The following is a 23,317-nucleotide window of genomic DNA, read 5'->3' as shown; positions in this document are numbered from 1 at the left end:
GCAACCAACTTGCCTTACTAGTTAGGAACAACAATTTGAACCTAATAAGGGGCGCATAATGACAACAATATTCACTCATACAAAAACACGTGTAGCAGCGGCAGTAGTGTTAGCGAGCACAGCAGGCTCAGCAATGGCAGCAGATTACGCGGTATACGGTAAAGCAGAAGTTCAAATAGCAAACACAGATACAGGCGTTATGCGTTATGCAGAAGAGGGCACTCAAATCGAAGCCCCTTTCTCGCGTATTGGTATTAAAGGTAGCCACAAATTAACTGAGTCACTTAAAGCAGTATTCAAATACGAAGTACAAGTAAAAGGCTTTGAGCATGATGATACTGATGAGCCATTTTCAGCTCGTAATACTTACTTAGGTCTTGCAGGCGATTTTGGTGAAGTCGTTGTAGGCCGTAACGACACCCGTTTTAAATATTCTGAAGGTAAAATTGACGGCTTTAACGAAACCCAAGCTGATATCGCTCAGCTGATCCCTGGTCAAGACCGTATCGGCGATACCATTACTTACAGCTCAAAAACGTATGGTGGCGCATCACTTGCGCTAACTTATGCACCAAAAGATGATAGCAGCAATGATGAATCTGGTTATGCTGCAACGGTTATTTATGGTGACCGTGCATTAAAATCTAAAGACTACTATGTCGCTATCAGCCATGTTGATGCACTAAATAAGTTAACAGCAAGCCGTGTGGTTGCCGCATGGAAACATGAAAACCTACAGTTAGCAGGTTTATTCCAACGCAGTGAATCTACCGACGGTACGAAAGAAGGCAATGGTTATGCAATTAGTGCAAGCTACGCAATCGATAAATGGGTACCGAAACTGCAATACGTTAAAGACGACTCAAAGATCCGCCATGCTGAAGAAGGTAAACAATGGACAGCAGGTGTTGACTATAACTTCGATAAACAAACTACAGCATACTTATTCTATACTGATTTAGATTTAGAACTTGAATCAGACAACAGCGTTGCACTTGGCCTTAAATACAAGTTCTAAGGAGTCGGTATGTCATTAGTAAATCAAACAAAAGATGGCTCACAGCCACGCCCATTAATGAGCACAGTAATGTTACTGCTAGGCCCATTAGTGATGTTATTAACGTGCTTAATTGATCCACCAGCGGGTATGAGCGTACCAGCACTTCGTACCGCAGGCCTTGCTTTTTGGATGGCTTCTTGGTGGGTGAGTGAAGTAGTGCCAATTCCTGCAACTTCATTATTGCCACTGGTTATATCACCTCTTGCTGGCATTGCAGCAATCAAAGGGGTCGCGTCACCTTATGCACACCCTTTGATCTTTTTATTCTTAGGCGGCTTTTTGATCTCAATCGCGATGGAGCGTTGGGGTTTACATAAGCGCATTGCACTTAATACTATGCTTCGTGCTGGTACTAAGCCAAGCCTACAAATTTTAGCCATGATGTTAGTAACGGCATTTTTATCAATGTGGATGTCAAATACAGCAACTGCTGTGATGATGTTACCAATTGCTATGTCGATTACTATGTTGGTTAAACAGTCTAACCCTGAAAATGATCAATTTGGTAAAGCGTTGTTATTATCAATCGCTTATGGTGCAAGTATCGGTGGTATTGCTACTTTAATTGGTACACCACCCAATGCATTAATGGCTGCGTATTTATCAGACAGCTACAAGATTGATATTGGTTTTGCTGAGTGGATGAAAGTCGGTGTACCACTTGCAACCGTGATGCTTATTTTATGCTGGGTGTGGCTAACTAAATTTGCCTACAAAGTAGATACACAATGTGCAAAAGCAGCGAGTAAAGATACTAAATCGTTATTCTTATCGCAGTTACAAGAGCTTGGTGCAATGCAACGTGCTGAAAAAGGCGTAGCAGCCGTGTTTGTTTTAGCGGCAGTATGCTGGATCTTCAGGCCTCTACTGGCTGATTTTTCAGGCTTGAAAATCTCTGATACCGGTATTGCTATTGCAGCTGCATTATTGCTGTTCGTGTTACCAGCAAACAAAGGTGATGGTGAGCGTATTCTTGATTGGGAAAGTGCCGCTAAAGTACCTTGGGGCGTGTTGCTATTATTCGGTGGTGGTTTAACACTGGCTGCGCAAATTAAATCTTCAGGTCTTGCTGAATACATTGCTCACATGATTGAAGGGGCGAGTGCAATTCCATTGGTATTAAGTGTACTTGCAGTTGCAACCCTTATTACTTTCTTAACTGAGATCACCAGTAACACAGCCACAGCGGCAGGTTTCTTACCACTATTAGGCCCAGTTGCTGAGTCAGTATTTGGTACACCGCTTGTATGGGTTATTCCAGCGGCTATTGCATGTAGCTGTGCGTTTATGATGCCAGTTGCGACGCCGCCGAATGCGATCGTGTTTGGCTCTGGGCAAATACAAATGCGCGATATGATCCGCTCTGGTTTTGCACTGAACATAATTGCTATTGCGATGATCACATTAGTGACCATGACTATTGCCGCAGTGGTCTTTGGCTTTTAGTTAAGCCTTTAAGTTTTCAACCTATTCCAACCAATAACAGCGCTCACTTTGAGCGCTGTTTTTACATTTATAAAGTTGCTCAGATAAATTTAGCTCGTTATAGTGGCTAAAATCGTTTATCAAGAGATGATGTTTTGACTGATATACACGCACAATTACAGAGCGAATTTATAAAACTCAATAACGCCTTTTTGGCAGACCCTTATTTAGCGATTGATAAGCGTATTAAGCTGTTAAAAACGATAAAATCCCGCCTTATAGACAATGAGCAAGCTCTAGTTGCAGCAACAAGCAAAGACTTTGGTTACCGTACTGAATTCGATACGGTACTCGGTGATTTACTGCCAACGGTAAAATCATTAACTGACATCATCAAGCGCTTACCTAAATGGTCACGAAACGAATCGCGCAGTGTAGGTATTAGTTTATGGCCTTCATCGGCACATATTCATTACCAGCCTAAAGGAGTCGTGGGTGTTATTGCGCCGTGGAATTACCCCATTCAATTAGCATTAGTACCGGCTATTAGCGCATTAGCCGCGGGTAATCGCGTGATGTTAAAACTGAGCGAATTCACCCCACATACCAATGCTGTTATTAAGCAGATAATGGAAGATGCACTTGCTGAGCACTGTATTATTGTTGAAGGCGAAGCCGACACCGCGGCGGCGTTTTGCGATTTACCTTTTGCTCATTTACTGTTTACGGGCTCTACATCAGTAGGGCGTAAAGTGATGCAAGCGGCCAGTAAGAACCTCACCCCAGTTACCCTTGAGTTAGGCGGTAAATCACCGGTGGTAATTCTTGATGATGTGAATATCAAAGAGGCTGCAAAAACTCTGTTATTTGGCAAGTTAAACAACGCAGGGCAAATATGTGTTGCGCCTGATTATGTGTTTGTGCCCAAAAAGCTTGAGCATCAGTTAGTACTACAACTCAGTGAGCTATATAAAAAGCATTTCAAACAAGGTGTTGAAGGTAAGAACCTCACCTCGATTGTCTCTGATAGGCAATATCAGCGTTTAATTGTAACCTTGCAGGATGCAAAAGACAAAGGGGCTCAAGTATTCGAGCCAATAGAAGGGCATCAAGTTGATGAACTCAAACATCGCATGGGGTTACATATTTTAACGCAAGTTAATGATGATATGCGGGTCATGCAAGATGAGATCTTTGGTCCTTTACTGCCAATTGTGAGTTATGAATCTCTGCAGCAAGTGATTGACACAATTAATGCCGACTCATCACCGCTTGCCTTGTATCTTTTCGGCCATGATAAAGACAAAATCAGCAAGTTAAGTTCAGCAATCAGAAGTGGTACATTGGCAATTAACGATGTATTGATGCAGGTAACAGCAGACCAGTTACCATTTGGCGGTATTGGTGAGTCAGGGATGGGGCACTATCATGGCATTGAAGGCTTTAAAACATTTAGCCATGCACGAAATACCCTAGTATCAGGTAAGTTTAATCCACGTACCAGCTTATTGTTAAAGCAAAATAAGTTGCTGATAAAACTATTAAAATGGATGTACTTGCGCCGTTAAGCGCAAGTACTATGCCTACTTATAAACGCCCGTCAGGTGCGTATAAACCAGCCTGTATTTTTGCATAAATTGCGTCTGCTTTTTCTTTAGCAGCTTCAATTTCTGCTGGCATCATATTGCGCTCATCAAGCTTACGACTATGGCTTGCATCCATGTTGCCGTTGTATTCCGCAATGGTATTCCAAATGTATGATTTCTCGAGGTTCTTAGGAACTCCTAAACCTTCGTAATACATCAATGCCATATTGAACTGAGCAAGAGTAAAGTTATTTGCTGCCGCCTTTTGGTACCAGCTGAGTGCTGTGCGGTAATCTTGAATTACCCCTTCGCCATTGGCGTACATAACCCCTAAATTAAACTGAGCTGCTGGGTGATTTTTTTGTGATGCCATTTCATATAATGAAATGGCTTTTTCTTTATCAAGTTTGACACCTTTACCTTCTTGATAAAGTACACCTAATGCAAACATTGAATCAGCATGTACTTTTTTTACTGCCTTTTCGTACAACTCTGCTGCTTTACGGTAGTCGCGTTGCACACCAAAGCCACCTTCGTACATTTTAGCAAGCTCATACATTGCAGGGGCATAACCTTTGTCTGCAAGGTAATTAAATTCATGAAGCGCTTCTTCAAAACGACCTTCATTTGCCGCTAATTGGGCATCTTCAAGACTGGCATTTGCTAAAGGTGACAAGATTAACGTGCTAGCGAGCAATAGTGATTTAAAATTAGGCTTGAGCATAGTCTGCCTCCAAATGTGTGTTAGGTATCAATAACAAAGCATTGAGCTATTGATAAAATGCATTGCCAAACAGCCACTGAGCAAAACATCACTTTTAGTTTAGACCCAACAGCTGCAAATGCCCAATTTATAGACAGCGGCAAGCTTTGCAATTAACAAGTAGGCTTAAGATACAGATTTTACAGAAAAATTAAAGAAATAAAAAAAGCCCGTAGCGGGCTTTTTCGTGTCATATCTACCGTCACCGATATGAGCAATGTAGCAAGTAAAGTGTAACGTTTTATGTCTATGTTTGGGTCGAGGAAACAGACGACAATCAAGAGTTACGTCTTGAACTAACTTGGCAAAACAGCATCAAAGCCTTTAACAGTATGATGTTGCTGTGAGAATAGTTTAGCGAACCAAGTTGTTGATAACGATTATTACTTAGGTTTAATCGTTCGTCAACACCTAAATGATAATTAATTTCATTTAATTGCAGTTGCTGAATTTTTGTTCTTAGTGGTAAGTTTACTTTGTTTTGAAACAGGATTTTAAAAAACTACAATGAAAAAGCTATCAAAGTATCTAATCGTATTTAGTTTATTGTTTACAGTAGCGGGGTGTTCTCCTAGCTTTACTTACAATAATTTAGGTTGGTTATCAGGATTTTGGATTGATGATTATGTCGATCTCAACAGTGACCAAGCTGACAAATTTGAGCATATTGTTAAAAGCAGCCGCGATTGGCATCGAGAAACACAACTTCCTTTATACAAACGTGATCTTGAAAGCTTAAAGACTATGTTAGATAAGCAAGTTGACCATAACGAACTTAAAGCACACTTTGTACAAGCAAAGCAGCATTGGCAAACGCTGGTTGATAAAATCGAGCCTGAACTTATCGATTTAGCAAACGCTCTTTCTTATGAACAGCGAGTTGAGTTTGTTGCAGCACTGCAAGAAAACATTAACGATGAATACCAAGAGCACGAAGAGAAAACGCCAGAGCAACATAGAAAAGAACGTTTAGAAGAAAACCTTGAAAACTACAAAGAGTGGTTCGGTACTAAGCTTTCTTCACAGCAAAAAACACTGATAGAGAACTCATCAAATACGCGAGTCAGTACATTCTTGCTATGGATGCAGTACAAGCAAAAGCGTTTAGATACATTAAAAGCGCTATTTATGCAAAAGCAAAAACCAGCAGATTTTGATAGTCAACTCGCTGTTATCATTAATGACCGTTTTGCATTTATGAGCGATGAGTTAGTTGCCGCCGATGATAAAAATCTCGATAACTACGTTAACTTACTATTGGAGCTAAAACCTACATTAACCGAAAAACAGCGTCGTAACGTACGCGATGAGTTTGATGAGTTAATTGAAGAGGTCAGTGACTTAATTAATGATTAGCTGCTAGGTGCTCGCTGTGTTTGGAAGCGCTTTAAAACCGCTGCTTCTTAGCATCTTGTACCTCGCAACACATTTTATTATTTGAAAATAAAAGTTAAAAAGTATTAGTTTTTCTGGCGTTTATGTAAACGATTGCATTTTTATACGAGTTTACTTAATAACTTGTTCCTAAATTTATTATTTCGCGTTAAAATTAAGCAACGACAACAATAACGAGAAACTGGATGGATATTGGGGCGCTAAGAGGCACTCAAGCTTTACGAAATAACGTTCTTAAATGGATGGGCTTTTGTTTGGGTGTATTGGCTGGAATATTCGCCGGTTTTAATCTTTTTATTAATGACTTTTTTGTCCTTGGGGCATTAGAAGTCGTTTTTGCATCGTTTTGTTTTTATATCTTTTTTTATACTCGAAAACGCAATGGCCATCTTTGGCAGTCGCTTACCTTATGCGTGTTTTTAACGCTACTAATCACATTGGGCACGTATCTCAGCAATATTAAAAGCTTGCTGTTTATTTGGACTTGCTCATTACCGGTTTTATTTTATTTATTATTAGGTAAACAATACGGCAAAGTATTGTCTTTGGTCGTTGCTCTGCTGCAAGGCGGGATCCTATTAACCAAATCAAGTCTTGAGCCTCTTAATAGTATTAATTTTTTGCTTAATTTTTCGTTTACCTACATCAGTATCTGGGCGGTATCTCATACTTTTGAGAATAGTCGTGCAGAATATGGTAAGCGGCTCGAAAACTTAGCATTACTTGATCCTTTAACGGGGGCAGGTAACCGTTTGGCGATGACCCATTATTTTGAAGTTGAACTAAAAAACAAAAATGGCTTGTTTATTTTAATGCTAGACCTTGATTACTTTAAGAATATTAATGATCAGTATGGCCACGATGTGGGCGATCGTATTCTCATTGAAGTCACCAGTTTCTTTAGGCAACGCATTAGTAAAGGCTACGTATTTCGTATCGGCGGTGAGGAGTTTGCTATCTTCTTACCTGAGAGCGACCCGCAAAGTGCCTATGAATTTGCAGATATGCTGCGCGAGCACTTAGCAACAACCATCCACAACATTGATGAGCAAGCTATTAATTTGACCATTAGTATTGGTGTTGCTTGCTACATGCCAAATCAAACCCTGAAAAACTTTATTAAGCGTGCTGACGATGCGCTATACCAAGCAAAACAGCAAGGCCGAAATAGAGTAGTAACGGCGTATGAATTAAGCCAACAAAATAAAGCGAGTTAGCTACTCAAGCTTCGCAAGTTAGCCTTTGTACATAGTGTCAAAGTCAGGGATGTTTGCTTCCCATACAGGAATATCTTTGCCTATGTATTCACGCATAGCATCAAAGAATAAACGTGTTCTGACTGGTAAGTCTCTGTGTGGGTAAACCGCATACACCGCGCTGTAATCGAGTAATTCCATATCGGTTAAAATAGGCACGAGATCGCCACGTTTAACTTCATCGTCAAGAATAAACGCCGGTGCCAAAACATATGCATTGCCTGAGATAGCCTTCATTAACAGTACTTCGGCATCATTTGCACGAAAAACACTTTTAATATTTTGCTCAATAATATCGCCATTGGCATTACGATAACGAATACCGCTAATGCGTTTACTTGGGCTTGAATAGCTCGCAGCAGGTAGCTCTTTTAAATCCTCAACCTGTTTTGGCATACCGTAAGTTTCAATAAATTCAGGTGATGCCAGCAATAACATACGGTTGCGAGCAATTTTACGGGCAATAAATGATGAGTCTTTTGGTTCGCCAACACGAAACGCTAAATCATAGCCTTCTGATACTAAATCAATCAGTCTGTCGTCTAAACGAAGCTCTACTTCAACTTGCGGGAAACGTTTTTGAAAGTCGTTAATGACTGGCTGAATATAACGCTTACCGATAATACTTGATGAGGTAATTTTTAACGTACCACGGGGTTCTTGGTGGTAATTCTCTGCAAGTCTTACGGTATCAGATAACAAATCTCTCAGTTCGGCTGCCTTTTTTACCATTTCAGCGCCAGCGGCAGTCAACGAAAAAGATCGCGTGGTACGATTGAGTAAACGCACCCCTAACTCATCTTCAAGACGGCTAATTTGTTTTGAAATGACAGAACGGTCAATATTTCTAGACTCTGCAGCTTTAGCAAATGAGCCTCGTTCAATCACTTCAAGCAACATTAATAAACGGCTGGTGGTATCCATAGCAGTTCCTTAAATTTTATTGGTGCCATTCTGGCATTAAAGAATTTAAAAATCTATCATTTTTATCCGCTAATTAGTTCCGTAACATTGTCTCCAATCTATTAACAGGAGAGTCGTGATGAACAAATCTATTCTTGCAGTGGCTGTGACCATTGCGAGCTTAACGCTTGCAGGGTGTGGCACAGAAGCCAACCAAGCAGCGCAGCAACAGCATTTACAACCTATCGATGTAGCACAAGTACTTGTAAAGCCAGTACAAAATTGGCACACCTATACAACGCGTTTAGAAGCGCCACAAGAAGTTGCGCTAATGCCACGTGTTTCGGGTGTCATCGATAAAATTAACTTTAAAGAAGGCGACAGCGTTAAAGAAGGTGATTTGCTTTTCACCCTTGATGCACGTCCTTTTGCAGCCGTAGTCGATAGCTTAAAAGCGCAAATCGAAAGTGCTAAGGCGGCACTTGAGCAAGCTAAAAGTGAAGCAAAACGTGCAGAGCGCTTAACTGAGCGTAAAGCAATTTCAACGGAGCAAGCTGAGTCTCGTAAATCAACACTAAGACAACGCGAAGCGCAATTGCTAGCGCTACAAGCTGAGCTTACTGCCGCAGAGCTTGATTTAGCATTTACCCAAGTGCGTTCACCCATTGATGGCGTTGTATCGCGTGCGAATATCACCAAAGGTAACAACGTGCTTGCTGGTCAAAGCGTGTTAACAAGCATTGTCTCAAACCAGCAAATGTATGCTTATTTTGATATTGATGAGCGTACGTGGAATCAGTCATTTGCTGATGTAACTGCGCAAAGTGAACAAGCCGTTGTGATGCAAAAAGTGGGTGAAACCAGCTTTAACTTCAATGGCAAAATCAACTTCATTGATAACCAAATCAATCAAACTACCGGTACTCTTCGAGTGCGTGCGGTGTTCGAAAACGATGAGCAACAACTGCGTGCAGGTTCATTCGCACGTATTAAGCTTGCCGCAGATAAAGTAAGCGAAAAAGTTATCGTGCCTGAGCGTGCAATTGGGACTGATTTAAAGAATCGCTTTGTACTCACTGTGGGTGAAGGCAATGTACTTGAATATAAATTAGTGACGGTGGGTGAGCGTTACGGCAGCTTACGCGCGATTACATCGGGTCTAAATGAAAACGATGTGATAGCTGTGAATGGTCCGGCGCGTGTTGGCCCAGGTATGCCAATTTCACCAAACACAGTCACTATTAATAGCGATGGAATTGCATTCACTCTTTCAAATAATCACTCAGATTTGGTTGCAAAACAGTAGGGCAAAATGAAATTTTCACACTTTTTTATCCAGCGACCCATCTTTGCAGCGATGCTGTCGCTTATCTTTCTCATCGCAGGGGCAATCTCGTTATTTCAATTGCCAGTGAGTGAGTACCCTGAGGTCGTACCGCCGACAGTTGTTGTGACGGCAAGTTACCCGGGTGCAAACCCAACGGTAATTGCTGAAACAGTGGCGACGCCGCTTGAGCAAGAAATCAATGGTACTGAAAACATGTTGTATATGTTTTCGCAAGCAACCAGTGATGGCCGCATGACGTTGACGGTAACCTTTGCATTAGGCACTGATTTAGACCGTGCACAAGTTCAAGTGCAAAACCGTGTTAACAGTGCGCTACCACGCTTACCACAAGAAGTTCAGCGTTTAGGTGTTGTAGCTGAAAAATCATCACCAGATTTAACCATGGTGGTGCATTTATATTCACCAGAAAAAACGCATGATACAACTTACTTAGCGAACTATGCTGATTTGTATATCAAAGACCAAATTGCACGTCTTCCGGGTGTAGGTGATGTTCGTATGTTTGGTGGTGGTCAGTACTCAATGCGTGTTTGGCTTAACCCAGATGCACTTTCTGCACGTGACTTAACAGCGATGGATGTAGTAAATGCATTACGCGCGCAAAACCAACAGGTTGCTGCGGGTAGTTTAGGTGCGCAGCCTACGTCGAAAAGTAATCAATTTCAAATTCTAATGAATGTTAAAGGACGTTTAAACTCTCAAGAAGAATTTGAAAATGTGATCATCAAAGTGGGTGAGCAACGTCAGCTTACACGCCTAAGTGATGTGGCACGCCTTGAATTAGGTCAAGACAACTATGCTTTAAGAGCGATGTTAGATGGTCAACCAGCCCTTGCTATGCCGGTATTCCAACGTCCGGGGTCAAATGCGATTGAGCTTTCTGATCAAGTACGTGAAACCATGAAAGTATTATCAAAAGACTTTCCGGCAGGTGTTGAATACGACATTGTTTATGACCCAACTATTTTCGTACGCGGCTCAATCGATGCTGTTATCAAAACGCTACTAGAAGCAATCGCGCTAGTGGTAATCGTTGTCGTGGTGTTCTTACAGACATGGCGTGCATCGGTAATCCCACTGATTGCAGTACCAGTGTCTTTGATTGGTACGTTTGCGGTTATGCAATGGTTAGGTGTATCGATTAATACCTTATCGCTATTCGGCTTGGTACTTGCCATTGGTATTGTTGTTGATGATGCCATCGTGGTGGTTGAAAACGTTGAGCGTAATATCGAGCAAGGTTTATCACCACTTGAAGCAACAAGAGTTGCGATGACCGAAGTAACAGGACCAATTATCGCCATTGCACTTGTCCTATGTGCGGTATTTATTCCAACGGCATTCATCACGGGTTTATCTGGTCAATTTTATAAGCAATTTGCATTAACCATTACTATTTCAACGGTTATCTCTGCGTTTACTCGCTAACACTATCGCCTGCGTTATCGGCGTTACTATTAAAAGGTCATGATGCAAAACCAGACCGTTTAACTAAGTTATTAAACCGTGTATTCGGTAATTGGCTGTTTAAACCTTTTAACCGCTTGTTTGATAAAGGCGCTAATGGCTACGAAAAGCTGGTACAAAAACTAATTCGTATGAGTGTCATTGTCTTAGTTGCTTATGTTGCACTTGTCGGTGGCACAGTTAAATTGTTTGATGCTGTACCCGGTGGTTTTATTCCACAGCAAGATAAGCAATATTTAGTGGCTGTAGCACAGTTGCCTGATGCGGCAAGCTTAGACAGAACCCAAGAAGTCGTGCAAGAAATGGAAAAAATTGCATTACAAGTACCGGGTGTTGCAAACACAGTATCGTTTCCTGGTCTATCGGTGAATGGTTTCACAAATAGTCCTAATAGCGGCATTGTATTTACTCCGCTTGCCCCTTTTGAAGAGCGTCAAGATCCGAGTATGTCGGCAATGGCAATTGCGGCTCAGTTAAATCAAAAGTTTGCCAGTATTGATGAAGCGTTTGTTGCGGTATTCCCGCCACCGCCAATTCAAGGTTTAGGTACAACGGGGGGCTTTAAACTACAAATTGAAGACCGTGCTAATAAAGGCTTTGAAGCACTCTTTAATAGCTTACAAGCAACCATTGCTAAAGCGCAGCAAGACCCAGCATTAATGGGCCTCTACTCAAGCTTTAGAATTCAAGTGCCACAAATGGATATCGACATTGACCGTGAGCAAGCGCTTATCCAAGGTATTCCACTTGATGAAGTATTCAATGCCTTACAAGTGTACTTAGGTTCTATGTACGTGAATGACTTTAACTTGTTTGGTCGTACTTATCAGGTTAATGCACAAGCTGATGCTGACTACCGCCAAGATCCTGAGCAAATTTTGAATCTTAAAGTGCGTAACCGCATGGGTGAGATGGTGCCATTAGGCTCTGTATTAACGGTCACACCAACAACAGGCCCAGATCGTGTAATGCACTATAACGGTTATCCTACAGCTGAATTAAATGGTAGCCCAGCACCAGGGTATAGCTCTGATCAAGCGCAACATGCGATTGAAGCAATCCTTGCAGAGACATTACCAAATGGTATTGAGTTTGAGTGGACAGAAGTAACTTATCAGCAAATATTAGCGGGTAATACCATGGTGTATGTTTTCCCACTTGTTGTATTGCTTGTATTTATGGTACTTGCGGCGCAATACGAGAGCTTAAGATTACCACTGGCTATTATTTTGATTGTGCCTATGACGATTTTCTCGGCCTTGTTAGGTGTGTGGTTTGTTGGTGATGACAACAACATCTTCACGCAAATCGCATTAATCGTACTGGTTGCACTAGCAAGTAAGAACGCCATCTTGATGGTTGAGTTTGCACGAGATCAGCATAAAGGGGGGATGTCTCACCTTGAAGCTATCATCAAAGCGTGTCGCTTACGACTTCGCCCAATTTTAATGACATCAATTGCCTTTACGGCAGGCGTTGTACCCCTTGTTTTAGCAACAGGTGCTGGTGCTGAGATGCGTCATGCCATGGGTAACGCGGTGTTCTCAGGTATGATTGGTGTAACTGTGTTCGGCTTATTGTTCACCCCGGTATTTTATATGTTAGTCACAAAAAAATCGCAGAAGGAGCAACACGATGCATAAGCCTCTTCATGCACTCTTTAAACACGGCAAACTAGTTAGTGCAATGCTGTTAGCCGGAGCACTGGCAGGCTGCGCACAAAGCGTCGATATGCAAGAGCAGCAAGTGAGCTTGACACAATTTGTTAGCGATACACAAATTGGTGAACAAAACGAAGGTGCGAGCGAAAATAACTGGTGGCGCCGTTTAGATTCAGCGCAGTTAAACAATTTAGTGACTGATGCTTTAGCAATGAATCACGACCTAAAAACCAGTCAACTTCAACTTGATGCAGCCATTGCCCGTTTAGGTGTAGCCCGTGCGGATTATTATCCGCAGGGCAGCCTAAGTGTAGGCGCAGAACGCAGCAGCTTAGATGGCGCAATTTCGCGCCAATCAAACGCAGGCGTTAATGTTAATTGGCAGCTTGATTTGTTTGGTCGTATTACCGCGCTTGTCGATGCTGCTAATGCAGGAGCACTAAACCAAGCAGAGCAGTTAAGAGCATTACAGGTTGAAGTGGTTTCAGCTGTGGTGCAAGGCTATGTCAGCTATCAAGGTAATGTGCAAAAGCAAGCTATCATTGAGATGCAAATCGAGGCACTCGAGCAAAGTATTGATGTGCTCAAAGCGCGAGTAGAAGAGGGGGTTGCAAATGAGCTTGACCTTAATCGTACCCTTGCGCAGTTAAAGCAACAACAAGCGCTTATTCCTGAGCTTAGCTATTTGCAATATCGTGACCTCGCAACCCTTGCGGTGCTAACAGGGCGACTTGCAAGCGATATAACACTGGTTGAAGAGCCTGAGTTATTTAGCCATGAATTTAGCGTATCGTTTACTAAAGCCAGTGAAGCAATGGCTCTCAGACCAGATATCACCAGTGCTTTATATCAGTTTAGTCAGTCTTATTCGCTAAGTGTTGCTGCCTCAAAAGCATTACTACCAGATATTAGTCTGGCAGGGTTTGCAGGTGTGGTGAGCTTAACTAGCAATGGCTTAGAAGATACTGTGCAACAATGGCAAGTAACGCCAAAAGTTGAATGGTCATTACTCAGCTATCCTGCATTATTAGCGCAGCGTGATGCGCAGCAATTTTTAAGTGAAGCCGCTTACAGTGACTATCAAAGTAAAGTATTAAAAGCCATTAGCGATAGTGAACTTACTTTACAAAGGCTAGTCAAACAGCAGCAACAGTTAAGTTATGCTGATCAACGTTTTAATTATGCGAATAAAGCATTTGGTCAAGCACAAGCAATGTATCAAGAAGGACAAATTCCTTACTTAGAGTTGTTAGATGCGAGACAGGATGTTTTAATAGCGCAAGAGAACGCTGTTGATTCAACAATTGCTTCATTACAGGCCAAAGTAAGTGCTTATCAAGCATTTAATGGTCGTTGGAGCTTTGAACTAAACAACCTTTAACCCAGAGTATTAAATGTCACATATTCAACAAACTACAGATCTTCCGTCAACAATGCGCGCGCTTGCACTGATTGAGCCGAATGACGCCATAGCGTTATCTGAACTTTCTGTGCCAGTACCGAGCCCTGAAGGCAATGAGCTTTTGGTTAAAGTTGAATATGTGGGCTTAAATCATGGTGATGCTAACTTTGCAAAACAAGGTTTTTGTAAATGGCATTACCCGCATGTACTAGGTCACGATGCTGTTGGTGTGGTTGTTCAGGCAAGTAAAGGTGTATTCCCAGGTGTTGGCGCACGTGTTGTATGGCACGCCAGCCTTGGCGACCAAGGTGTGTTATCTGAATACACAACGGTACCAAACTATGCGGTTTCGGTTGTGCCGGATAACGTATCACCGGCAGATGCTGCAACCTTACCTTGTTCAGGTATGACGGCATTAATTGCCCTTGATAAGTTGCAGCTAAGCGAAGGGGATTCACTGTTTATTGATGCAGGTGCGGGTGGCGTTGGTCAATTCGCTATTCAATTTGCTAAGCAACGTGGTGCCACCGTGTTTACCACTGCCAGCAAACACAATCATAAGTTACTTAAGCAATTAGGTGCTGATGTGGTGTTTGACTACAAAGACCCAAAACTTGAAGATAAAATTCGCCGTGAATTAGGCCCGCAAGGCTTTGATGCGGTGCTTGATTGTATTGGTGGCGATACCACCATTCGTAACGTTGAGCTAATGCGCTTTTGTGGCCGTATTGCATGTTTAAATGAGTTACCTAAGTTTGAACAAGAACTTATGTTTAGACGCGCACCAAATATTGGCATTGTATCCTTAGGTGGAGCTTGGCTTGCAAATAGCTTATGTGCGCAACAAAAATTGAGCTTTATGGGTAACTTATTACTCGATAATGCAGCCCGTGGTGAGATCAAATTACCGCAAATTCATGCCGTTGATTTTACCGCTGAGGCTGTTTCAGCTGCTTTAAATAAACAACTTGCTGGTGGCTTTACCGGTAAACAAGTTGTGCAAGTAAGCGGCTAATCTTGCAAACTCACTGCCCAGTCATCTTGTTTGATGGTCAGTGCAATCTGTGCCATTTTTGTGTTCAGTTTATTGTTCGCTTTGATAAGCAAATAACCTTTAAGTTATGCCCCATGCAAAGCGATAAAGGTGAACGTTTACTAAAGGCGCATCAAATTGACGATCCACTCTCTTCAATGTTAGTGATTGATAATAACCAGTTATATAAACAAAGTGACGCTGTGTTATTTATCGCAACTCAATTAGGTTTTCCATTCTCTTTGGTTAAGCTGTTCAAGCTGCTGCCAAAAGGCTTTCGCGATCGTATGTATGATTGGGTTGGCCGTCATCGTTATCGTTTTTTTGTCAAACTGACACAGTGTAAGTTACTGACCGAAAAACAAAAGCAGCATTTTTTATAAACATTTAGAGTAAAACTTGCTATTCTCGTTATTGGGAACAAATAACAATAATAAGAATATGAACATTCTCTTTCTAATCCTAAGCTCGGTTTACATTGCTTTACTGCTCTTTATACCATCATTAACTCAGCCTATTCTGGCGCTATTTAAAACATTACCAATCGGCCTGTTGGTTGTGATGATGTTAAAAGGGCGTAGTCAGTTACAAAATCGTACCTTTATTACTTTATTATTCGCTCTTAGTTTTTCAGCACTAGGTGATGTGTTGCTAGCCCTTGATACAGGGCAACTCTTTATTGGTGGTTTAGCGGCATTTTTTGTAAGTCACGCCTTTTATATCATTACCATGTTGCCAATTAAAAACTGGCGACTAGACGTTGTACTTCTTTATCTATTTTTGGCCATCATTGTTTTTTGCTTATTTTATCCAAACCTGAATGACATGCTCATTCCGGTGATTTTCTATATGTTGGTACTTAGCATAATGGCAAGCCTTACTTGGATGACGGATAAATCTAACGGCTTTTTAGTGTTAGGTGGGGCAGTGTTTGTTATATCAGACTCTATTCTTGGCCTTAACCGCTTTTATTTAGAAATAGTGCATGCAGATATCGCAATAATGATAACGTATTACATTGCACAATTTTGTTTGGTGACAGGGTTTTTGCAGGCAACAAGTAAACATAAATAGCCGCAGTGGCTCAGTGTTGATTGCCGTGATAAAATACGCGCGTTTTAATTTTCGAGATTTTCCATGGCAAATACAGCACATGCACTGCACATTCTTGTTAAGCACAAAGAACAAGCTGAAGACATCATCAAGCAACTTAAAAAAGGTGCGAAGTTTCAGACGTTAGCTAAAAAATATTCAACCTGTCCGTCGGGAAAAAAAGGTGGCGATTTGGGTGAATTCAGACGCGGTCAAATGGTGCCACAGTTTGACAAAGTAGCATTTAGCGGCGAAATCTTAGAGCCACATTTAGTGAAAACACGCTTTGGTTGGCATGTAATTAAAGTGCTTTACAGAACGTAAAGTTTAAAGCCTGCCTAAAACTAATAAGGGACGTCGTTAGCTCTTAATATATATTATTAGTGAGTTAAAGTTTGTGGTTTTAACTCACTTTGCCCAAAATCAGACCTTTATAGTTTGTAATTCAAAGGGCTATTTTAAGTCTTTAGTTTAATTAACTTGTTATATTTCTTTAAATTCAGGTTTTATTAAACCAAAACACTTTAAATCATGGAATTCGTTTTTCCAGAAACCACTTGAACGCCTAATTCCTTCCTCTTTGAAACCTAGCTTTTTTAACACTGATTCAGAAGCAGTATTGCCAATCATAATGTCACCTTGGATCCGGTAGAGTTCACCTAAAGGTTGGTCATTAGAGAATGCAAATTGGACAATCGTGTTAACAGCCTCGGAAGCATAGCCAAGCCCCCAATACTTTGAGGATAATTCATAGCCAATACCTGCATTTTTCATCTTCAAGTTTATTGAGTTAAATCCACACGTACCAATCAGTTTTCCCGAACTCTTAACTCGAATAGCCCAACGAACACCTACTTTGTCAGCAAAGCGTTGATTAAAAAAATCAATTAACTCCAATGATTGTTTTTCTGAATTAAAAACATCGATATCGTAATATCTAACAACGTTTTCATCAGTGAAAATATCAAGTAAAGCCTGTCCGTCACTTTTTGATAACTTATTAAGAATTAAACGAGATGTTTCTAGCTCTGGAAATTGCACTTAGTCTTCCTTGAAATAAAACGCCGTTTTAAGCGGCAAAAATAGTTGGCTATAATTTGTGACGAATGAGCACAAGCCAGTTTTTTTAAATCAGCCCTGGATTGCTTCGTTTTGCTGCTAGAACGCTTTAAACTGTATATCACTAAAAAACTCTTCTGCATTTTGAGCTAATTCAGGATATTCTTTACCCTTATAGTGACGTAGAGAGTATTCCGTATGCACACCAATAGATTTTTTAAATGGGTGTATGCAATTATATCCAAGATACTCTATCAGCATTACGGCTGTTTTATTGCCACCGACTTTAGCACTGTTATCTTGAGAAATAGTTTTGTGCTTGATGCACGTTGCACCATTAAGTTGTACCAACTCTTCTGAGTTTTCCACAAGAGCAAACCTGCCAATATCCGGGGAGTTTGCTCGATGTTTGACTACATGCGACAGAAATTCTTCATCGGAGGCAAACTCGGGAATTTGATAGAGTGACAAATTTATAATGCCACTGCTGTCATCATTCAGCTTAGTTCCGAGAGTAAGCTGATACCCCGTAGACGTAATGACAGACCAACTACCATTTTTAGGTGATAACGAAGAAACACCATAAATATTAACAGGAGTACCTGAATTAAGCTGTGGGGAAGTTGATGCGCACGACGTCACAAACAACAACGATATTAAAATAGTGGTAAATTTATACATTTAACTCTCCTTGTAGCACAACCTGTTTATAGCGAGCGAGTCAGGCGTTTTTCTAGCATAGCGTCGGCGGAAAAACCCAGCGAAGCGGTGGTTTTGATGTCGGGTGCCTTTACTTGTTAAATCTGCACTGGAACGAAGCATTGAAATACTCAGCTTTATAAGAGCAATTTGACTCTAATACTTTTATGAACGCCTGCATTTTGCTGAAAGAGTTTAATGCTAATTCACATTCGGGTGCAGTGTGAACTTGCATAGAATATAGCTCCAATGAACTATACCTACTTGACGCTGCAGTAAATGCATACTCATTTGTTGCCAAATCAGTTACGAGTAACTGATTTGATTCTACGACTTTACCAGACAAGCCAATTGTCTCTAACTCACCAATAGCGCAATCCCAGCCACCTTCATATTTTGGTGTTATTGGAACTATTAGACCATAAGATGTATCACAGCCGGCTACAAATAATATGCTTAACAGTATGATGTATTTAATTGTGCACTAACTCCCTTGTTAATCGACAAAATTTAGTGGCTATAATCTTGAGCGATGCGACTTCAGCCAACTGAGTTTTGTCAGCTCTTTTAATTAGTTTTGTTATATTTCAACTACACCATAATAGAGCATGATTATTGCCATAGAAGTTACTACTAACTGTGAATATAAATATACCAACCACTTACGTATAGCTGAGACTTGACCCTTTCGGTAAATTTTATAACTTTTAATTGAGTCATTAATAACTGCAACAATGCAGGCTAAAAAGCTAACTGTAGCTAACCCTGACCAAATGTTTGGAATGGCGAAACAAAGCATAATGAGCCAGAAGATATAGGCAAGGTAGATCACTTAACTAAATTCATTTCACAAACTTAAAATGCAATATAACGCTCCAAGCAGCGGTGAGTAGCAGTGGCGGGCTTTTTGCCCGCGGAGCGGGTGAGAAAAAAGCGCGACAATGTTACGAATCCGACTGACTTGGCTTGTTAGGCAATAATTCACTTAGTTAAAGAGTACTTGGAACAATTGCAGCCAATAATACCGCTACAATAAGGTAACAAAATACTCCCAAATGGTAGCCAAACAGTGACTTTTTAATTGAATTTACTTTTTTGTAAGCTAAATAAACACCAAAAATGTAAGGTGGAATACCCACTCCAAAGCCAATTATTAGCAGCAAAAAAACAATTTTGAAAGGACTATTTTGTTTTTTTAACCCGCATTTAAGATCATCCCAGTTCCCACATCCCCTATTTACACCAGTACCTCCAGGGAGGCCATCTTTCCCATTTGTCCATATGTCAAAGCCTTCTGGATTGTTTATACCTGGCACAAGATATAAATAGTCTCGTCCCCAAGGATCTAGAGGTAATTTACTGATAAGTTTTTCTTTTTTACAAGGAAAATTTTTACTAACAAATACTTCCTGACTTAATAAATCTAAGCCTTGTTCATTAGTTGGAAAACTGCCAAATTCACTATGATAAAGCTCAACTGCTTGAGACAAAACTTCAATGTCTAGATAAGCTTTTTCTTCAGGCGATAGCTCCCTACTCGAACTTTTTGCAAGACCTGAAATTAAAATCATAATAATTAATGCCATAATTTTAATTTTTTGCATAAAAGTTACCATATTGCCTAACGCCTTACTAATGGGCGCATAAATGCTTGGCTAAAATTAGCGACGAAGAAGCACAAGCCAAGCGTTTTGCGTCCTTTTGAGTAACTTGTTAGCTGTACTTTTAACACATCTCAATACTTGTAAATTGGAACCAAATATTGTCTTTATCGTAATCAGCAATTCCATTTAACTCATCAAATGGATCTAGCGAAAGATAAATTTGCTCACCAATATTAACCATTTTTACTTGAGAAATATGCATGGTGCCAAAGTCATCATATATATTGAACTCAAGTAGACCATTTAATTTATAAGTTTGTCCGAGACCGTTTTGGTCACTTACTGTGATCATTGCCGAATGCAATGAACCATCCCAAACATATTTAATTGAGATTTCAGTAATGATTTTGTCTCTGAAGTTCGATGAATTAACCATATTTCCCTGTACAGCTAACGCCGCAAATAAACGGCTAAAAATAGTTGGCTATAATTTGTGAGGCACGAACAAAGCCAACTGTTTTTTGTCCGCACTTTTAATTTGCTTTGTTATATGCCGCTATCTCGAGTAAAGGTGAGCTAGTGGTGTAACAAGCAAAATAGTTAAAAGTATTAGCCCAGACCACACTATGTAGCCCGTAACTTTGGATAGTGATAAAACAACCTTATCACCAGATTTGGTGAACAGAACTCTTGAAACAGCTATTAAACCAAATGAGACAAGGTAAGTAGTAAGTGTCACTGAGACACCAAGCGAAATCCCTTCTCCATTGCTCCCATAAAACTTATAGAGCATCCATAATGCACCTAAAAAGCGCTCACCTACACCATATAGCATGATAAAACTTATAAGAAGAAACACCAAAGCTGTAGAACGGCTCAAAAATATCATAGGCATATAACATGTTTATAGCGAGCTAATCGCGCGTTTTTCTACCACAACGTAGCTCGTTTTTCTTATTAGATTATTTTTAACAAACTTGCTAACTAATGGCCAGTGTTATTAAAATTTAGGAGTTCTCGCTTTTACCTCAGGATAAAAACGAGCGATTGGGTCGTTTTCTTGACTATGCGAGCAATAGACTTTGACGAAATAGAAAAGCAATTGTGAACGGCCGATGTTCGCTCTTTTAAAATTCGCCTAAACACGTCTTGGGGCAGAAGCAATGCGCAAGTTTTGCAATTTACTCACTCGTTAATGTGCATAAATGAGTTATAGTATTTATTCTGTAACGCCCGAATAATGGGCGGATTTTGCTTGGTTACACTTAGCGAAGAATGAGCGCCAGCCAAGCTTTAAGCGCCCCATCCATTATTGCCTTGTTATAACCCCCACACCTGTGATGCTGCAAGAATTATTGCCCCTGAAAATACTGAAAAAGACATAATATTGATAATTTTCCAGTTCCCACCATTATTGGTAATTATTTTAAACAAACTAAACAATAAAGTTAAAAATGCACAAACTGAAACCCCAATTAAACCCAACATAATTGGTGACCAAGTTATGTTGCCAGAATTAAAGTGATAATTGAAAAACGCAATTGCCCATAGATGAAAAATACAAACAACCAAAATATATAGTTCGTTTAATCCAAATCGCTTCTGCTGAATACCACATACAGGACAAAAGTACGCAACATACTTACCAGAACGAACAGCTTTCGGGAATATTTTGGAGTTACATTTCTTGCAAATAGTCATGGTGTTCAACTGATACTACAGGGGTTATAACAGCGTATTACCGAGAATTCCCGTTAACACTCTAGTTAACACTCTATGTGTTAATTTCCAGAATTATCAAAATACGGTTTTAATAATCAAATTATTAATAACTTACACATAGCTAAAAGGATTTACAATTGTTGAGGCTACGCTATAACCGAGAATTTACTTATTCGAGAATGAAGAGAATTACATTACGAGAACACGCATAAAAAATAGCATGTATATTAGTAACTTAAATATTTATGAAAACTTTAACGAGAAGCCACTTAAACTGCATAACGAGAATTGATTATTTATACATTAAATACGTTGAATGGCAGCTTCGCTAAAAGCAGCCATTAGAGAGTTTACCCTAACTCATTTTGGGGCAGAAACGAGTTACAACTAAAGTTGTTACTCTATTACAGAGCCATGTTACTCAATCTTTTTCTATGCAAAGAAGAGTTTTTTCCCGTAAATCTTAAACAACAAAAAAGCGCCTTTGGCGCTTTTTTACTTTGTATTGAATTAAGTTTATTTAGCTAAGCCAAATGGGTCATCAATGCTATGAGCAGGCTCGGTAAACCAGCGCGGACCTTCGTCTGTCATATAAAAATGATCTTCTAAGCGAATACCAAACTCATCAGGTACGACAATCATAGGTTCATTACTAAAACACATACCTGTTGCGAGTGGGGTAGGGTTACCACCCACAAGGTATGGCCATTCATGAATATCTAAACCAATACCATGGCCTGTTCTGTGTGGGCAACCGGGTGTTTGATACTCAGGCCCCATGCCATTTTCGGCAAGATACTCTCTTGCAGCATCGTCTACTTTGCCACATGGCTCACCAATTTTTGCGGCAGCAAAAGCAGCAAGTTGGGCATTTTTCTCGTGTTGCCAAAACATGCGTTGACGTTCGGTTGCTTCACCAAATACATAAGTACGGGTAATATCAGAGAGGTAATCATGTACTTTACAGCCAGTATCAATCAGTACCACATCACCTTTTTTAAGGGTTTGCGGGTTTTTAACACCATGCGGGAAAGACGACGCAACACCAAATAGCACAATACAAAAATAGTTACCCGGCGCGCCGACTTTTTGGTGGGCTTTTTTAATAAAGGCTTCAACCTCAGTGGTGGTGATACCTTCATAAAGCATACTTGCCGTTGCTTTGTGTACTTCTAAAGTCATGTCCATAGCACTTTGCATTAAGGCAAGTTCATTGGCTGATTTGTGCATGCGGCAGTGAGCTGTAACGCACTGTGCGTTAACAATGCTGTAATCGCCGTTCGCTTTATTAATACCGTCGTAGATGAAAAACTGTGCGCTTTCATCAATACCAAGGGTGCCTGTTTTGCTAATGCCCATTTCTGACAGTACTTCAACACACAATTGGTAAGGGTTTTCGTGCTCTTGCCAACCACGAATTGGGCCGTCAATCACCATAAAATCATTTAAGCTGCCGATTTCAAAAAACGGCGCTATGTATTGCACATCACCTTTAGCAGGTAAAATAGCGCCAACTAAACGCTCACTTGCGTACCAACGCATTCCTGTAAAATAGGCTAGGTTAGTGCCTGCATTTAAATAAATTGCATCAATATTGTTTGCTTGCATATACGCTTGTGCTTTTGCGATACGCGCATGAAACTCGTCATTTTGAATAGGGGTTAAATCTGTTGTCATATCTGACAAAGAGTCAAGCGCCTGCTCTGGCGTTTGTGTGCCAATACCATATGTTGTCATTGTGTACTCCTTGGTTTTTTGTGCATTGTGGCTTGAGTAAACAGCTGATGCAAACTCACTGCGACTAATCGCATAATATTCGTATTTGTGGCTATAACTGTTAGC

Annotated in this window: 18 protein-coding genes and 1 pseudogene; 12 read left to right on the top strand and 7 right to left on the bottom strand. The window is 40.5% G+C overall.

The genetic code is table 11. The features are described from left to right. The first annotated feature begins 58 nt into the window (after positions 1-58). The 3 genes from C2M33_RS00785 to C2M33_RS00775 all read left to right on the top strand — a co-directional run bounded on the left by C2M33_RS00785 (position 59) and on the right by C2M33_RS00775 (position 4,053). Complete coding sequence (locus C2M33_RS00785; RefSeq protein WP_105173415.1) at positions 59-1,018, top strand: porin; 960 nt, start codon at positions 59-61, stop codon at positions 1,016-1,018. Positions 1,019-1,075: 57 nt separating this feature from the next. Beyond that, entirely contained in the window at positions 1,076-2,506 is a 1,431-nt protein-coding gene (locus tag C2M33_RS00780; protein WP_233999097.1) for an SLC13 family permease, read from the top strand. Positions 2,507-2,640: 134 nt separating this feature from the next. Beyond that, a complete protein-coding gene (locus tag C2M33_RS00775; RefSeq protein ID WP_105173413.1) occupies positions 2,641-4,053 on the top strand; it encodes a coniferyl aldehyde dehydrogenase in 1,413 nt (470 codons plus the stop codon). Between the two features lie 19 nt (positions 4,054-4,072). Here the strand turns inward: C2M33_RS00775 and C2M33_RS00770 are convergent, their stop codons facing one another. Next, complete coding sequence (locus tag C2M33_RS00770; RefSeq protein ID WP_105173412.1) at positions 4,073-4,795, bottom strand: tetratricopeptide repeat protein; 723 nt, start codon at positions 4,793-4,795, stop codon at positions 4,073-4,075. A 546-nt stretch (positions 4,796-5,341) separates the two neighbouring features. On the opposite strand from C2M33_RS00770, the gene C2M33_RS00765 reads away from it, so the two are divergent. Together C2M33_RS00765 and C2M33_RS00760 are read left to right on the top strand one after the other, a co-directional pair. Further along, the gene (locus C2M33_RS00765) at positions 5,342-6,190 is read left to right on the top strand and encodes a DUF6279 family lipoprotein (protein WP_105173411.1); all 849 of its coding nucleotides are present in this window, start codon (positions 5,342-5,344) and stop codon (positions 6,188-6,190) included. Between the two features lie 224 nt (positions 6,191-6,414). Next, entirely contained in the window at positions 6,415-7,446 is a 1,032-nt protein-coding gene (locus tag C2M33_RS00760) for a GGDEF domain-containing protein (RefSeq protein WP_063703574.1), read from the top strand. Between the two features lie 18 nt (positions 7,447-7,464). Here the strand turns inward: C2M33_RS00760 and C2M33_RS00755 are convergent, their stop codons facing one another. Next, positions 7,465-8,409: a LysR family transcriptional regulator gene (locus C2M33_RS00755; protein ID WP_105173410.1), complete on the bottom strand. Its 945-nt coding sequence runs from the start codon at positions 8,407-8,409 to the stop codon at positions 7,465-7,467. A 118-nt stretch (positions 8,410-8,527) separates the two neighbouring features. Here C2M33_RS00755 and C2M33_RS00750 point away from each other — a divergent pair, with 118 nt between their 5' ends. The 7 genes and pseudogenes from C2M33_RS00750 to ppiC all read left to right on the top strand — a co-directional run bounded on the left by C2M33_RS00750 (position 8,528) and on the right by ppiC (position 16,715). Further along, a complete protein-coding gene (locus C2M33_RS00750; RefSeq protein WP_063703581.1) occupies positions 8,528-9,694 on the top strand; it encodes an efflux RND transporter periplasmic adaptor subunit in 1,167 nt (388 codons plus the stop codon). A 6-nt stretch (positions 9,695-9,700) separates the two neighbouring features. After that, positions 9,701-12,846: pseudogene (locus C2M33_RS00745) on the top strand (efflux RND transporter permease subunit). Beyond that, positions 12,839-14,245: a TolC family protein gene (locus C2M33_RS00740; protein ID WP_105173409.1), complete on the top strand. Its 1,407-nt coding sequence runs from the start codon at positions 12,839-12,841 to the stop codon at positions 14,243-14,245. The pseudogene C2M33_RS00745 and the gene C2M33_RS00740 overlap by 8 nt, the downstream one beginning before the upstream one ends. Before the next feature lie 13 nt (positions 14,246-14,258). Then, a complete protein-coding gene (locus tag C2M33_RS00735) occupies positions 14,259-15,281 on the top strand; it encodes a zinc-binding dehydrogenase (protein WP_063703587.1) in 1,023 nt (340 codons plus the stop codon). 2 nt (positions 15,282-15,283) lie between these two features. Continuing rightward, a complete protein-coding gene (locus C2M33_RS00730; protein ID WP_158685544.1) occupies positions 15,284-15,682 on the top strand; it encodes a thiol-disulfide oxidoreductase DCC family protein in 399 nt (132 codons plus the stop codon). 58 nt (positions 15,683-15,740) lie between these two features. Continuing rightward, the gene (locus C2M33_RS00725; protein WP_105173407.1) at positions 15,741-16,373 is read left to right on the top strand and encodes a lysoplasmalogenase; all 633 of its coding nucleotides are present in this window, start codon (positions 15,741-15,743) and stop codon (positions 16,371-16,373) included. Between the two features lie 63 nt (positions 16,374-16,436). Beyond that, positions 16,437-16,715: a peptidylprolyl isomerase PpiC gene (gene ppiC, locus C2M33_RS00720; protein WP_054552145.1), complete on the top strand. Its 279-nt coding sequence runs from the start codon at positions 16,437-16,439 to the stop codon at positions 16,713-16,715. 159 nt (positions 16,716-16,874) lie between these two features. Here the strand turns inward: ppiC and C2M33_RS00715 are convergent, their stop codons facing one another. The 5 genes from C2M33_RS00715 to C2M33_RS00685 form a co-directional block, all read right to left on the bottom strand. Beyond that, positions 16,875-17,432 (bottom strand): GNAT family N-acetyltransferase, encoded by a 558-nt coding sequence (locus C2M33_RS00715; protein WP_105173406.1) that lies wholly within the window; start codon positions 17,430-17,432, stop codon positions 16,875-16,877. Between the two features lie 117 nt (positions 17,433-17,549). After that, positions 17,550-18,131: a hypothetical protein gene (locus C2M33_RS00710; RefSeq protein WP_105173405.1), complete on the bottom strand. Its 582-nt coding sequence runs from the start codon at positions 18,129-18,131 to the stop codon at positions 17,550-17,552. Between the two features lie 1,007 nt (positions 18,132-19,138). After that, positions 19,139-19,753, bottom strand: coding sequence for a type II secretion system protein GspG (locus C2M33_RS00705; RefSeq protein WP_158679657.1), 615 nt, complete (start codon positions 19,751-19,753; stop codon positions 19,139-19,141). Between the two features lie 121 nt (positions 19,754-19,874). Continuing rightward, on the bottom strand, positions 19,875-20,189 hold the full coding sequence (locus tag C2M33_RS00700; RefSeq protein WP_105173403.1) for a hypothetical protein: 315 nt from the start codon (positions 20,187-20,189) through the stop codon (positions 19,875-19,877). A 1,802-nt stretch (positions 20,190-21,991) separates the two neighbouring features. Then, positions 21,992-23,212 (bottom strand): M24 family metallopeptidase, encoded by a 1,221-nt coding sequence (locus tag C2M33_RS00685; protein WP_105173785.1) that lies wholly within the window; start codon positions 23,210-23,212, stop codon positions 21,992-21,994. Positions 23,213-23,317: the final 105 nt, after the last annotated feature.

The organism is Pseudoalteromonas sp. T1lg122 (genome assembly GCF_002964825.1).
Lineage (GTDB): Bacteria > Pseudomonadota > Gammaproteobacteria > Enterobacterales > Alteromonadaceae > Pseudoalteromonas > Pseudoalteromonas gelatinilytica.
The sequence above is the reverse complement of the archived record's forward strand: the minus strand, read 5'-3'. Positions and strand labels throughout refer to the sequence as shown.